The 12,123-nt window shown below is 70.2% G+C and carries 13 protein-coding genes; 3 read left to right on the top strand and 10 right to left on the bottom strand.

Translation table 11 applies throughout. From position 1 onward, the window contains the following. Positions 1-36: 36 nt before the first annotated feature. Together G7A99_RS09980 and G7A99_RS09975 are read right to left on the bottom strand one after the other, a co-directional pair. Positions 37-363, bottom strand: a complete 327-nt coding sequence (locus tag G7A99_RS09980) for a multidrug efflux SMR transporter (protein ID WP_163139884.1) — start codon at positions 361-363, stop codon at positions 37-39. Next, positions 360-911: a TetR/AcrR family transcriptional regulator gene (locus tag G7A99_RS09975; protein WP_163139882.1), complete on the bottom strand. Its 552-nt coding sequence runs from the start codon at positions 909-911 to the stop codon at positions 360-362. The genes G7A99_RS09980 and G7A99_RS09975 overlap by 4 nt, the downstream gene beginning before the upstream one ends. A gap of 175 nt (positions 912-1,086) precedes the next feature. On the opposite strand from G7A99_RS09975, the gene G7A99_RS09970 reads away from it, so the two are divergent. Next, positions 1,087-2,742, top strand: a complete 1,656-nt coding sequence (locus G7A99_RS09970; protein WP_163139880.1) for an acyl-CoA dehydrogenase family protein — start codon at positions 1,087-1,089, stop codon at positions 2,740-2,742. Between the two features lie 79 nt (positions 2,743-2,821). Then, a complete protein-coding gene (locus tag G7A99_RS09965; protein ID WP_163139879.1) occupies positions 2,822-3,703 on the top strand; it encodes a DMT family transporter in 882 nt (293 codons plus the stop codon). Here the strand turns inward: G7A99_RS09965 and G7A99_RS09960 are convergent. Together G7A99_RS09960 and G7A99_RS09955 are read right to left on the bottom strand one after the other, a co-directional pair. Then, on the bottom strand, positions 3,693-4,244 hold the full coding sequence (locus G7A99_RS09960) for a DUF2058 domain-containing protein (protein WP_163139877.1): 552 nt from the start codon (positions 4,242-4,244) through the stop codon (positions 3,693-3,695). The genes G7A99_RS09965 and G7A99_RS09960 overlap by 11 nt on opposite strands. 118 nt (positions 4,245-4,362) lie before the next feature. Continuing rightward, entirely contained in the window at positions 4,363-5,817 is a 1,455-nt protein-coding gene (locus G7A99_RS09955) for a glyceraldehyde-3-phosphate dehydrogenase (RefSeq protein WP_163139875.1), read from the bottom strand. A gap of 331 nt (positions 5,818-6,148) precedes the next feature. Here G7A99_RS09955 and rarD point away from each other — a divergent pair, with 331 nt between their 5' ends. Next, entirely contained in the window at positions 6,149-7,075 is a 927-nt protein-coding gene (gene rarD, locus G7A99_RS09950; RefSeq protein WP_163139873.1) for an EamA family transporter RarD, read from the top strand. Here rarD and G7A99_RS09945 read toward each other — a convergent pair. The 6 genes from G7A99_RS09945 to G7A99_RS09920 form a co-directional block, all read right to left on the bottom strand. Then, positions 7,048-8,301, bottom strand: coding sequence for an inorganic phosphate transporter (locus tag G7A99_RS09945; RefSeq protein WP_018719274.1), 1,254 nt, complete (start codon positions 8,299-8,301; stop codon positions 7,048-7,050). The two genes, rarD and G7A99_RS09945, sit on opposite strands and share 28 nt — an antisense overlap. Positions 8,302-8,345: 44 nt before the next feature. After that, on the bottom strand, positions 8,346-9,023 hold the full coding sequence (locus G7A99_RS09940) for a TIGR00153 family protein (RefSeq protein ID WP_018719275.1): 678 nt from the start codon (positions 9,021-9,023) through the stop codon (positions 8,346-8,348). Between the two features lie 102 nt (positions 9,024-9,125). After that, positions 9,126-9,755 carry an invasion associated locus B family protein gene (locus tag G7A99_RS09935; RefSeq protein ID WP_018719276.1) on the bottom strand — a complete coding sequence of 210 codons (630 nt, stop codon included), beginning with the start codon at positions 9,753-9,755 and terminating at the stop codon, positions 9,126-9,128. 75 nt (positions 9,756-9,830) lie between these two features. Next, positions 9,831-10,301: a hypothetical protein gene (locus G7A99_RS09930; RefSeq protein ID WP_163139871.1), complete on the bottom strand. Its 471-nt coding sequence runs from the start codon at positions 10,299-10,301 to the stop codon at positions 9,831-9,833. Positions 10,302-10,375: 74 nt separating this feature from the next. Further along, positions 10,376-11,857, bottom strand: a complete 1,482-nt coding sequence (locus tag G7A99_RS09925) for a YdiU family protein (protein ID WP_163139869.1) — start codon at positions 11,855-11,857, stop codon at positions 10,376-10,378. Positions 11,858-11,877: 20 nt separating this feature from the next. Continuing rightward, positions 11,878-12,123: ACP phosphodiesterase (locus G7A99_RS09920; RefSeq protein ID WP_163139867.1), on the bottom strand; the 246-nt coding region annotated here is incomplete at its 5' end.

Here is a 12,123-nt window from a genome sequence, read left to right as displayed (position 1 = left end):
CGGCCGGGCTGTCGCGGCGGGGGGCTGTATTGCGGGTCAGCCCCTCGCCGCCGGCAGGTTCAGCATCACCACGCCGGCGACGATCAGGGCGATCCCGCCGGCCTTGGCGAGGGGAAAGGCCTCGCCGAAGACCATGGCCCCGGTGATCGCCACGCCGACCATCCCGAGCCCCGCCCATAGGGCGTAGACGTAGCCCACCGGCAGGTGTTTGAGGCTCATCGACAGCAGCACGAAGGCGAGGGCATAGCCCGCGACGACGATCACCGACGGACCCAGACGGGAGAAGCCGTTGGAGGCCTTGAGTGCGGTGGTAGCGATCACCTCGCTGGTGATCGCGATGGTGAGCCAGATCAGAGCATTCATGTCCCTGCCTCCGTCATCGCCGCCAGCCGGGCCATGACCGCGGCCCGTTCGTCTGCGTCCAGTGCCGGCAGTGCGAAGAGGTCGTTCATCCACAGTCCGTCCGCCGCCAGGCGCACCACCATGGCGTCCACGGCATCGATGCCGTCGTCCGCCAGTGCCGCACGCCACGCCGGCTGGCGCTCGCGGATCGGGTCGAGCAGTGCCGGCGCGCCCGCGCCGGCGGCGAGGACTGCGGCCGCCATGCGGTTGTCGGGGTGCTCGCCGCGCTCCGGCGGTGAGCACGTGGCGAGGTAGCCGCGGGTCCAGCTCCCGGCGCCGGTATCGGTTTCGCGGTGTGCGTCAATGCCCGCCTCGGTGACGGTGAGCAGGTGCGCCACCATGGCACCGAGCAGCGCCTCCTTGGACGGGAAGTGATAGATCAGCCCGCCCTTGCTCACGCCGGCCTCACGGGCCACGGCGGCCAGGGTGAGATGGCGTACACCCTGCTCCCGGACAAGCCGCGCCGCGGCGAGGAGGAGACGTTCCCGTGTGGAATCCCGTTCGCCCATCGTCGTTGCCTCTGTCGATCACGATACCGCCGAACTATACCGACTGGACGGTATAGTTTCCACCTGGGAGCCCGGTGACTGCTACGCTGAATCTGCAGGTCCGAGGGCGCCCGGCGGCGCCGCCGCCCCGCCCCGACCGCAGCGATAATCACTACCCCGCGGCAGGAGGCCGGCCATGCGTTTCCACCGTCCCCGTACCCGGCTCGGCACCCACGAGGTCGACAACCAGCCGTTTCCCCCGGACGACTACGATGCGTGGGCCACGGACCGGCCCCTGCGCGAGCAGGTCACCCGGCTGGCACCGGAGTGGACGGCCTCCTGGCTCGCGGCGCTGGGCGAGGAGACCGGCCGCGGACACTGGTTCGAGCAGGCGCAGCAGGCTGAGCGCCATCCCCCGGAACTCGTCGCCTTCGACACCGGCGGCCGTCGTGTGGATGAGGTCCACTATCATCCCGCCTACCACGCCCTCATGGCGCTCGCCATCGGCCACGACCTGCACGGGGTCGCATGGCGGCGGAATGCAGCGGGTGGCCACATCGCCCATGTCGCCGGGCTGTACCTCTTCACCCAGCCCGAGCAGGGCGTGTGCTGTCCGGTGACGATGACCCACGCCGCCGTGCCCGCGTTGCTCGCCGAACCGGCGGTGGCCGACGACTGGCTGCCATGGCTGATGAGCACCCGCTATGATGCCCGTTCGCTGCCGGCGGGGGAGAAGGCCGGCGCGACCTTCGGCATGGCCATGACCGAGAAGCAGGGCGGTTCGGACGTGCGCGCCAACACCACCCGTGCCGTCGCCGCCGGTGGTGACGGCGAATACGTGCTCACCGGCCACAAGTGGTTCTGCTCCGCGCCGATGTCCGATGCCTTCCTCACCCTGGCCCAGGCCGACGAGGGGCTGACCTGCTTTCTCGTGCCCCGCTGGCGGCCGGACGGCGCGCGCAACGGTATCCGGCTGCAGCGGCTCAAGGACAAGTGCGGTAACCGTAGCAACGCCTCCGCGGAGATCGAGTACGACGATGCCTGGGCACGCCGCGTGGGTCCACCGGGTCGGGGCGTGCGCACCATCATCGAAATGGTGCAGCAGACCCGCCTCGACGCGGCCACCGCGCCGGTGGGCATGATGCGCCAGGCGCTGGTCCAGGCGTGGCATTTCTGTCGGGCCCGGCGCGCGTTCGGTGCGACGCTCGCCGAGCAGCCGCTGATGCGGGAGGTCCTGGCCGATCTGGCCCTGGAGGTTGAGGCGGGGCTGACGATGGTCCTGCGTCTGGCCGCGGCGTTCGAGGCCCCGGCCGACGCGGCCGGCGAGCGCCGGCTCGCCCGCCTGGGCACGGCGGCGGCGAAGTACTGGACCAACAAGCGCGCGCCGGCGGTGATCGCCGAGGCCATGGAGTGTCTCGGCGGCAACGGTTATGTGGAGACCGGGCCGCTGGCGCGTCTCTACCGGGAGGCACCGGTGAACGGTATCTGGGAGGGGGCCGGCAACGTGATCTGTCTCGACGTCCGCCGGGCGCTGGTGGACGATCCGGAGGTGGAGGCGGCGTTCCTCGCCGAACTGGCACTGGCCCGGGGCGCCGACTCACGCCTGGACGCCGCGATCGAGGCGCTGCCGGGCGAGCTCGCCTCGGTGCGCGAGGACCCGGCGGCGGCCCGCCGGGCGACCGGGGCGCTTGCCCTGGCGCTGCAGGCGAGCCTGCTCGTGCGCCACGCCCCGGCACCGGTGGCGGAGGCGTTCTGCGCCAGCCGGCTCGGCGGAGGGGGCGGCTATACCCTGGGGTGCCTGCCCGCGGGGGTGGACCGCGACGCCATCCTGGCGCGGATCTGGCCGGAGTGAGCCGACGCGGCACGGTACCGTGATCGGCCCCGGTGGGCTATCCTTGCCGCCTTCGTTTCAGGGATCAGGGGAGGGGGCATTGGAGAGCGCGACCACGGTTCACCGCCGGGGCATGCTGATCGCCGCCGCGGGGGCGCTGGTGCTGAGCTTCGACGCGGTGCTCGTGCGCCTCGCCGCGACGGACGGCTGGAACGTGGCGTTCTGGCGCGGCTGGGGGATCGCGTTGTCGATGGGGCTGCTCGCGCTGGTCCATCGTGAGCGCTGGCGGCCGGCCAACCGCCGGGAGGTGTTCGCGGCACTGGCGGCGGCGGGGCTGTACGGCATGAACACCGCATTGTTCGTGCTCTCCGTCTCCCTCACCCGGGCGGCGAACACGGTGGTGATCCTGAGCTGTGCGCCGTTCTTCGCGGCGCTGTTCTCCTGGCTGTTCCTCGGCGAGCGCGTTCGCCCGCGGACCCTGGCGGCCATCGTCGTGAGCATCGCCGGCGTGGCGGTCGTGTTCTCCGGCTCCGTCGGCGGCGGCACACTGCTCGGCGACGCCCTGGCGATGGCGCTGTGCGTCTCGCTGGGCGGGGCGTTCACGGTGCTCCGCCGCTGCCCGGCGGTACCGCGTATCCCGCTGACCTGCGGCTCGGGCGTGGTGGCGGGGCTGATCGCGTGGCCGTTCGCCGATCCGCTCACGCTGTCGGCGTCGAGCTACGGCTGGCTGGCGGTCATGGGGCTCGCGCAGATGCCGCTGGCGTCGGTGCTGCTGATGACGTCCACGCGCTATCTGCCGTCCCCGGAGGTGAGCCTGTTCCTGCTCATCGAGACCGTGCTGGCCCCGGTGTGGGTGTGGGGCGCGGTGGGCGAGGAGCCCCCGGCGCTGACCCTCGCGGGGGCCGTGCTCGTGCTCGGCGCCATCGCGGTGCATTCGTGGCTGTCACTGCGCCGGGTGGCGCCGCTGCGCACTACCACATGAGGTCGTCCGGGATCGGGTGCTCCTCGTAGGCGGGATCGTCCTCGCCCTCGACGGGCCCGCCGCGGAAGGCGATCAGGAACGGCGCCACCGGCTCGACCCGGTCGGCGACCTCCGCTGGGATCAGCCGGTAGTGCCCGCGGGTGCGCGCGATAGCCAGTTCGCCCCGGGCGAGCTGCGTCTGCTGGGCGCCGGTGACGTACAGCCGTTTGATGCGCTCACCGTGGGTGAAATGGAATGCCACGTCCGCGTCGCGCTCGCTGCGGCGGATCTCGGAGTCGAGCACCATTTTGCGCGCGGCCTTCTCGTCCGCCTGACGCTTGCGCTCGGCCTCACGCTCACGGTTGAGGTCGCGGTCGCGGGCCCGCTTGGCCTGGTCGTAGAGCTCGGCGTGGGAGGCGGCATCGCTCTTCGGGGCCTGGCGCTGGGATTTCTTCTTCTTTGGGCCCTTTTTCCTGCCCTTTTTCTGGGACTCGACCCGCTTGACGTCCTCTTCTGAGGCGAGCCCGGATTTCAGCATCTGCTCGCGCAGGGAGTTGCTCATGGCGGGACTCTCTCGCTCCGGTGACGGTAATGCGCACAGGTTACTAAGCCGGTGATCGGTGACGCCAGCCCGGGGCGCCTGCGGGCGGCGCCGGAACAGCGCCGCCCGCCGCCGGCGGTCAGCTTCGCGGCAGGCGCGGGAAGTGCAGGCCCGCCATCTCCTGGGCGATGCGCATGACCTGGCAGCTGTAGCCCATCTCGTTGTCGTACCAGACGTAGACCACGCAGTGGCGGTCCTGGGCGATCAGCGAGGCCGAGTCGATGACGCCGGCGTGACGCGAGCCGACCAGATCGGTGGAGACTGCCTCGGTGGAGGCGGTGTAGTCGATCTGCTCGGCGACGTCCGAGTACAGCGCGGCGTCGCGGAGGAATTCGCGCAGGCTCTCCTCGTCCACCGAGTCGTTGAGGGTGAGGTTCATCACCGCGAGCGACACGTTCGGGGTGGGGACGCGGATGGCGTTGCCGGTGAGCTTGCCGGAGAGCTCGGGCAGGGCCTTGGCCACCGCCTTGGCCGCGCCGGTCTCGGTGAGAACCATGTTCAGCGGCGCGCTGCGGCCGCGGCGCGAGCCCTTGTGGTAGTTGTCGGTGAGGTTCTGGTCGTTGGTGTAGGCGTGCACCGTCTCGACGTGACCGTACTCGATACCGTAGCGCTCGTTGATCACCTTGAGCACGGGGGTGATGGCGTTGGTGGTGCAGCTCGCCGCCGAGAGGATGCGGTCCTCGGGGGCCATGTCGCGGTGATTCACACCGAAGACGATGTTCTTGAGATCGCCCTTGCCGGGCGCGGTCAGGAGCACGCGGCCGGCGCCGGTGGCCTCGAGGTGGCGGGAGAGGCCGGCCTCATCGCGCCACTTGCCGGTGTTGTCGAGGATCAGCGCGTCCTTGATGCCGTACTCGGTGTAGTCGATCTCCGCCGGGTCGTTGGCGTAGATGACCTTGATGTAGTTGCCGTTCGCGACGATGGCGTTCTCTTCCGGCACGGTGAAGATCGAGCCGTTGAAGGGGCCGTGTACGGAGTCGCGGCGCAGCAGGCTCGCGCGCTTGTCGAGGTCGTCGTCATTGTTGTTGGGGCGTACGACGACGGCGCGCAGGCGCATCTTGTTGCCGGCGCCGGTCTTCTCGATGAGCAGCCGGGCGAGCAGGCGTCCGATGCGGCCGAAACCGTAGAGCACGACGTCCTGGGGTTCGTTGAGCAGCGGGCCCTCGCGGTCGACGATGTCGGCGAGCTCCTCGCGCAGCCAGTCGGTAAGCGCCGGACGGGGCTCCTCGAGGCGGCCGTAGGCGACGGCGAGGCGGCCCAGGTCCAGTCGTGCCGGGGCCAGGCGCAGGGCGGTCAGCGCCTCCAGTACGGCGAAGCTGTCGCGGATGTCCAGCGCTTCGCCTTCGTACTGCTTGACGAAGCGGTGCGCCTTGAGGATGTCGACCGTGTTGACGTTGTTGAGCGGGCGGCCGTAGATGCGCAGGACCAGACCGCGATCGCGGTAGAGGCGGCCGATCATCGGCAGCATCTGCTCGGCGAGCTCCTGGGCCTGTTTCCACTGCTGGAGGTAGAGGTCGCGCTCGGTAATCGACATGGATCGTTCCCCTGGGTTGACTGGTGCATCCGCGGCGGCCGCAGTCTACCGACCCTGCCCGGGCGTGTTCGCCCAACCGCCTGACTGACCGGGTTAAGCATCGATCTGCGGCGCGGCGAATCCTACGATAAATCGACGCGTTTGTCCCGCCCCCGGAGGCGATTATCCGACGACGGGAATGGGGGCGCGAAGTCGGGACCACGGAGGCTGGCGGGGTCGCAAAACGTTCGCCGGGCAACTATCCTGACGGCTCCATGTCCATGGGGCGTCCACGGCGGTGCCTGCTGCACGCCGGAAGACCGCCCGCCACATCCACTCGAGGAATCGCGACGTGTCCGATACCCACCCGTCGGCCGGCGGCGTCGCGGCGGCACTGGGGGCGTTCGGCCTCTGGGGGCTGCTGCCGCTGTATTTCCACCTCATCGGCCCCAGCGTCTCGCCCTGGGAGATCCTGGTGCAGCGCGTGATCTGGGCGGCGGTGCTGCTCGCGCTGGTGCTCGCCGCCGCCGGACGCTGGACCCGGGTGCGGGCGGTGCTCGCGCAGCCGCACCTGCGCCGGCCGCTGATGGCAAGTACCGCGCTCATCGTCGCCAACTGGGGGGTGTTCATCTGGGCCGTCACCAACGGCCACGTGCTCGAGAGCAGCCTGGGCTATTACATCAATCCGCTGCTCAATGTCTTCCTCGGTTTCGCGTTCCTCGGTGAGCGGCTGCGGCGCTGGCAGATGCTGGCGGTCGGTGTGGCCGCGGCGGGCGTGATCCTGCGCGTGATCGCCTTCGGCTCGGTGCCCTGGATCGCGCTGGTGCTCGCCGGCTGCTTCGGCGGTTACGGGCTGATCCGCAAGCAGCTCGCCGTCGACAGTGCCACGGGCCTGTTCCTGGAGACGCTGATGGCCCTGCCCGCGGCGCTGATCGGTCTGGCCTGGATGTATGCCGAAGGACGCGCGCAGCTGTTCATCGCCTCGCCCGTCATCGACGTATTGCTGATCGGGGCCGGCGCGGCGACGGTGGTGCCGCTGGTGCTGTTCACGGCGGCGGCGCAGCGCCTCCGGCTGGCGACGCTGGGGCTGTTCCAGTACATCACGCCGACCATGCACCTGCTTACCGGCGTGCTCGTACTCGGCGAGCCTTTCACCGGGGCCGACGGCGTCACCTTCGCCGCAATCTGGACGGGTCTGGCGGTCTACACTGCCGATACCTGGTCCGCCCAGCGCGCCGCCCGGCGGCGGCTTCAGCCGAGCAGCGCCTCGAGCAGGTAGAAGAACATCACCGAGAGGATCGCGCCGGCGGGCAGGGTGACGATCCAGGACATGAAGATGTGGCCGATCATGCGCAGGTTGAGCGCGGCCATGCCCCGGGCGAGGCCCACGCCGAGTACGCCGCCCACCAGCGTGTGGGTCGTCGAGATCGGCAGTCCGGTGCCGGAGGCGAGGACCACGGTGGTCGCCGCGGCGATGGTGGCGGCGAAGCCGCGGCTCGGCGACAGCGAGGTGATGCCCTGGCCGACGGTCTGGATCACGCGCTGGCCATAGGTGATCAGGCCGATCACGATGCCGCCCCCGCCGAGCAGCAGGATCCACACGTTGAGGCTGGCCTTGGCGCCGACCTCACCGCTGTTGGTGACGATGCTCACCACCGCCGCCACCGGTCCCACGGCGTTGGCGACGTCGTTGGAGCCGTGGGCGAAGGCCATGGCGCAGGCGGTGATCACCATGAGCACGCCGAAGATCCGCTCGACGTTGGTGTAGTGAAAGTCGAGGTCCGCGTCCGGATCGATGTCCAGACGACGGATACCGGCAATGCCCACGAGCGTGACGACGATGCCGGCGGCGGCCGCGATCAGCACCGCGAGTGTCGGCGGGAAGGTGACCCCCACGTGCTTGAGGCCCTTGGTGATGGTCACCAGTGCGACCACGAAGCCCACGCCGAACATGTACACCGGTACGTAGCGCCGGGCGTTCGCGAGCGGCGTGTGCGAGTCGAGTATCAGCCGTTGCACGGACAGGAACAGCAGGAACGCGATGGTGCCTGACAGCAGTGGCGAGACCACCCAGCTCGCCGCGATGGACACGATTTTGCCCCACTGCACGGCGTCCGGGCCGACGCCCACCGCGGCGAAGCCCACCACCGCGCCGACGATGGAGTGGGTCGTGGACACGGGCCAGCCGAAGTACGAGGCCACCAGCAGCCATACCGCCGCGGCGAGCAGGGCGGCGAGCATCCCGAAGACCAGGAGCTGGGGGTGATCGGCGAACACCGCCGGATTGACGATGCCCTTGCGCACCGTGTCAGTCACCGAGCCGCCGGCGAGCAGCGCGCCGGCGAACTCGAACACGGCGGCGATGACCACCGCCTGGCCGATGGTCATCGCGCGCGACCCGACCGATGTGCCCATGGCGTTGGCGACGTCGTTGGCGCCGATGCCCCACGCCATGAACAGTCCGAACACGGCCGCCAGCACGAGCAGTGTGATACCGAATTCCATTGGGCCCCCGGGGATGGAAAGAGAAAACGGGTAGTTGGTTTCTTCTATCGAGCGAGCATGAGCTGCAGCCGGCTGCCGACCCGCTGGGAGCGGTCGGCGAGGCTGCCGATCCAGTCGATGATCCGGTAGATGAACATCACGTGGACCGGCGGCAGCTCGTCCTCCAGGGCGAACACGGCGCGCCGCGTGGTCACCTGGAGGCGGTCGGTGTCGCTCTCGATGCGGTCGAGCTCGGTGAGCATGCCGTTGACGATGTCCACCTCGTGGCCGCGGAAGCCGGTCTCGAAGAGGTCGTCGAGCTCGTCGATGGCCTTGCGGGCCTGGCGGGTGGCGTCCACGGAGCGCTGCAGGAAGGCCTCCATGGGCTCGGCGACGGATTCGGGGAAGGTCATGCGCCGGCCGAGGATCAGCCCGGCGATGTCCTTGGCGCGGTTGGCGACCTTGTCCTGCATGGCCAGGACCTCGAGGAGGTCGCGGCGGGCGACGGGTAGCATCAGGCCCTTGGGCAGCTGCAGGCGCAGCTCGTGCTTGAGGCGGTCCGCATCGCTCTCGATACGGCCGATGCGCTGCTGATGGGCCTCGGCGGTCGCCCAGTCCCCGGCCCGGACCGCGGCGAGGAACGGTGGGAGCTCCTCGACACAGGCGCTGACCTCCGCCATGTGTCGCTGCAGGGGGCTCACGGGGGATTTGCCGAAGAGCTGCGAGAAGAAGTTCGGCGCCATGTGCGTTCCCATCCCGGCTTGTTCAGGGGAGGGTATGGTAACGCCGGTGCCATCGATTTGTAACATTCGCGGCCCGGCCGGCGGCCGGGCCGCGGGGCGGGCTCAGGGGCTGATGCGGTCGAGCGCCGCCGTGAAGCCCATCAGCGAGAGCGGCAGGTTGACCGTCTTGCCGTTGGGTACGCGGATACTGACCTGGGCCTTGGTGCCGCCCTTGAGCTTGGCGAGGAGCTCATCCTTGAGTGGCAGGTCCGCCCGGCAGCCCGCCTGGAAGCAGATCTGTACGGGGAAGCGGATCGGCTCGCCGCCGTCGATGCTCATCTGCACGCCCGGGGGCAGGTGGATGCCCAGGGGCAGCTGGAAGACCGCCACGGGGCCGTCGACCTGCTCCTGGGGTGGATAGGCCACCGCCACCCGCATGACGAGCTTGTCGTTGTCGCTGCGGGTCACGCCCTGGAACATCTCGCAGCCGTTGCGCGGGCCGTTGTCCCCGAGTCCGCAGCGCACGCCCCAGTCCTCGAAGCGCTCGACGTTCTCCGAGTCGCCCTGCTGGCCCTGCGGCTGGCCCTGGGTGGTCTGCTGCGCGGTCTGGCCGCCGTTCTCGGCGGGTTTGAGGAAGTCGCTCTCGCCGCCGCGGCCGCCGTTGTCCAGCAGTCCGCCGCTCCCGCTCTGGGCCTGGGCCGCGCCGACCACGAGGATCAGTGCCAGGCCGATGCATCGTTTGAGATAGCGCATGGTGCTCCGTTCGCTAGCTGAAGGTGATCGGTGGCCCTCCAGTGTAGGGCCTGCACTCCGGCCTGGCGAGGCCGGTCACTCCCGGGACATGTCGGGCTTGGGGGTTTCCTTCTCGGTCGCCTGGAAGTGCTCGCGCAGCTGGCGGTAGCTGTCTACGAAGCCCGTCTTCACGTCGTCCCAGGTCTCCGCCGAGCTTTCGCCCAGGCGGTCGAACGCGCGGCCGAGGTCCTCGCGCTCGTCCTCCAGGGCGCGCAGGCTTGCCTGCGTCTTCTCCCGTGTCGCCTCGCTCATCTCGGACCACTGCTCGTCGGCGCGCTCGCGCAGGTTCGCAATGCGTTTGTCCAGCGCGTCCATGAGCTCATGGGCCTTGGTCACCGCCTGGTCGCGCTTTTCCGCGGAGTAGCGCTGCAGCGCCTCCAGGTTGGATTCGCCGCCCTGCTCCATGGTGGTCTCCGCACCGTTGCCGGCGCCGCTGCCCTCCGCTGCGGCCAGCGGCGCGGACAGGATCAGTCCGGTGAGCAGGCAGGTGAACAGCACGTATCGCATGGTCACTCTCTCTTGGCGTTGGGCGATGTCTTCAGCGTTGGGGGCGGGCGGCGCGAATGCAAGCCGTCCGCGGCTCACGAGGAGCACGAGAGCACGATGCCCCGTCCCCAGTCCGGCGGCGGCGCCGCGTATTCCGCGTATCCCGGTTGGTCGTCGAACGGCCGGCGCAGGCAGTCGAGCAGGCGCTGCGTCTCGCCCATGTCGCCGTCCTCCGCGCGGTCGATGGCCTGCTGGGCCATCCAGCTGCGCAGCACGTAGCGCGGGTTGACGCCGTGCATCGCCTGGCGGCGCGCGGCGTCGTTGCGCCCCTCCGTTGCCAGCCGGCGACGCCAGCGCCCGAGCCATTCCGTTGCGGCGTCGCGGTCGGCGAACTCGTCCAGGAAGTCCTCGTCCCCGCCGTCGGTGGCCGAGTGGAGTTCGCCGAGGGCGCGGAAGGTGCGGGTGAAATCGGCACCGCCGTCGGCCATGCGGGCGAGCAGGTCGCCGATCAGCCGCTCGTCGCCGGCCTGTGGCTCGGCGATGCCGAGCTTGTCGGTAAAGGCCTCGAGCCAGGCCGCGTCGAAGGCGCCCTCGTAGCCCGCGACGATGTCCCGGCCGATCTCCACCGCCGCCTCCGGCGTGTCCGCGAGCAGCGGCAGGCAGGCCTGCACCAGCTGGGTGACGTTCCACTCGCCGATGGCAGGCTGCATGCGGTAGCTGTAGCGCCCGCCCATGTCGGTGTGGTTCGGGGTGAAGGTGTCGCTGAACGCATCCATGAACGCGAACGGCCCGTAATCGATGGTCTCGCCGAGCACGGACATGTTGTCGGTGTTCATCACCCCGTGGACGAAGCCCACCGCCTGCCAGCGGGCGATCAGTGACGCCGTCGCCCGGACGACCCGCTCCAGCCAGAGGCGGTACCGGGCGGTGTGGCCGACGAGGTCCGGGTGGGCGTCGGCGATGACGTGATCGGCCAGGACGGGCAGGGCGTCGAAGCGTTCGCGGTAGTAGAAATACTCGAAGTGTCCGAAGCGCACGTGCCCGCGGGAGACGCGCAGCATCGCCGCGCCGGGCTCGACGCGTTCGCGCTGCACGGCGAGCGACGTGCCCACCAGCGCCAGCGCCCGGGTGGTGGGGATGCCCAGGTGATGCAGCGCCTCGCTGGCGAGGAACTCCCGCAGGCATGAGCGCAGCACCGCGCGTCCGTCGGCGCCGCGGGAGTAGGGGGTGGGCCCGGCGCCCTTGAGGTGGAGGTCGTAGAGCCGGCCGTCGTTGCCACGGGCCTGGCCGAGCAGCACGGCGCGGCCGTCACCGAGGCGGGGTACGTACTGCCCGAATTGGTGGCCGGCGTAGACCATGGCCAGGGGGGCCCCGCCGGGCAGGGGGACGTTGCCCGCGAGGATGTCGGCGTCCGCGGCCACGGCGCCGGGGTCGAGGCCGAGCAGCGCCGCCGTCTCCGGGCTCACGGCCAGTACCCGTGGCTCCGGCAGTCCGCCGGGTGCCAGGCGGGTGTGGAATTCGCCCGGCAGGCGGGCGAACCGGTTGTCCAGGCGTAGCGATGCCAGGCCTGCGGTCATGGTGGCTCCCGTGCTCGATGTTATCGGGTGAGGTCGCTCTCCACTGGTTGACCGTCCTGAACCCCGCCGGGTTTCCCGGCGTCGCGGACGAAATCCACCAGCGCCGGGAAGAACGCGTGGAAATCCGCCTCCAGCGCCGGATACAGGGCGGTCAGGGTGGGGCCGGCGCCGCGCAGCATTTCCCGGCGCCGGGACAGCCGTGCGGCCATGCGCTCCAGTGCAGCCACGGTGCTGTCGAAGTCCGCGTAGGCGGCGAGCCAGTCGCC

This window comes from Arhodomonas sp. KWT, from assembly GCF_010993615.1.
Note: the sequence above shows the minus strand (reverse complement) of the source record. Positions and strands in the feature narration are given on the sequence as shown.

Bases quoted from the DNA above. Each gene is read 5' to 3' on its own strand.
- G7A99_RS09980 (WP_163139884.1), bottom strand. From the start codon at position 363: ATGAATGCTCTGATCTGGCTCACCATCGCGATCACCAGCGAGGTGATC.
- G7A99_RS09975 (WP_163139882.1), bottom strand. From the start codon at position 911: ATGGGCGAACGGGATTCCACACGGGAACGTCTCCTCCTCGCCGCGGCG.
- G7A99_RS09970 (WP_163139880.1), top strand. From the start codon at position 1,087: ATGCGTTTCCACCGTCCCCGTACCCGGCTCGGCACCCACGAGGTCGAC.
- G7A99_RS09960 (WP_163139877.1), bottom strand. From the start codon at position 4,244: ATGAGCAACTCCCTGCGCGAGCAGATGCTGAAATCCGGGCTCGCCTCA.
- G7A99_RS09955 (WP_163139875.1), bottom strand. From the start codon at position 5,817: ATGTCGATTACCGAGCGCGACCTCTACCTCCAGCAGTGGAAACAGGCC.
- G7A99_RS09945 (WP_018719274.1), bottom strand. From the start codon at position 8,301: ATGGAATTCGGTATCACACTGCTCGTGCTGGCGGCCGTGTTCGGACTG.
- G7A99_RS09940 (WP_018719275.1), bottom strand. From the start codon at position 9,023: ATGGCGCCGAACTTCTTCTCGCAGCTCTTCGGCAAATCCCCCGTGAGC.
- G7A99_RS09935 (WP_018719276.1), bottom strand. From the start codon at position 9,755: ATGCGCTATCTCAAACGATGCATCGGCCTGGCACTGATCCTCGTGGTC.
- G7A99_RS09930 (WP_163139871.1), bottom strand. From the start codon at position 10,301: ATGCGATACGTGCTGTTCACCTGCCTGCTCACCGGACTGATCCTGTCC.
- G7A99_RS09925 (WP_163139869.1), bottom strand. From the start codon at position 11,857: ATGACCGCAGGCCTGGCATCGCTACGCCTGGACAACCGGTTCGCCCGC.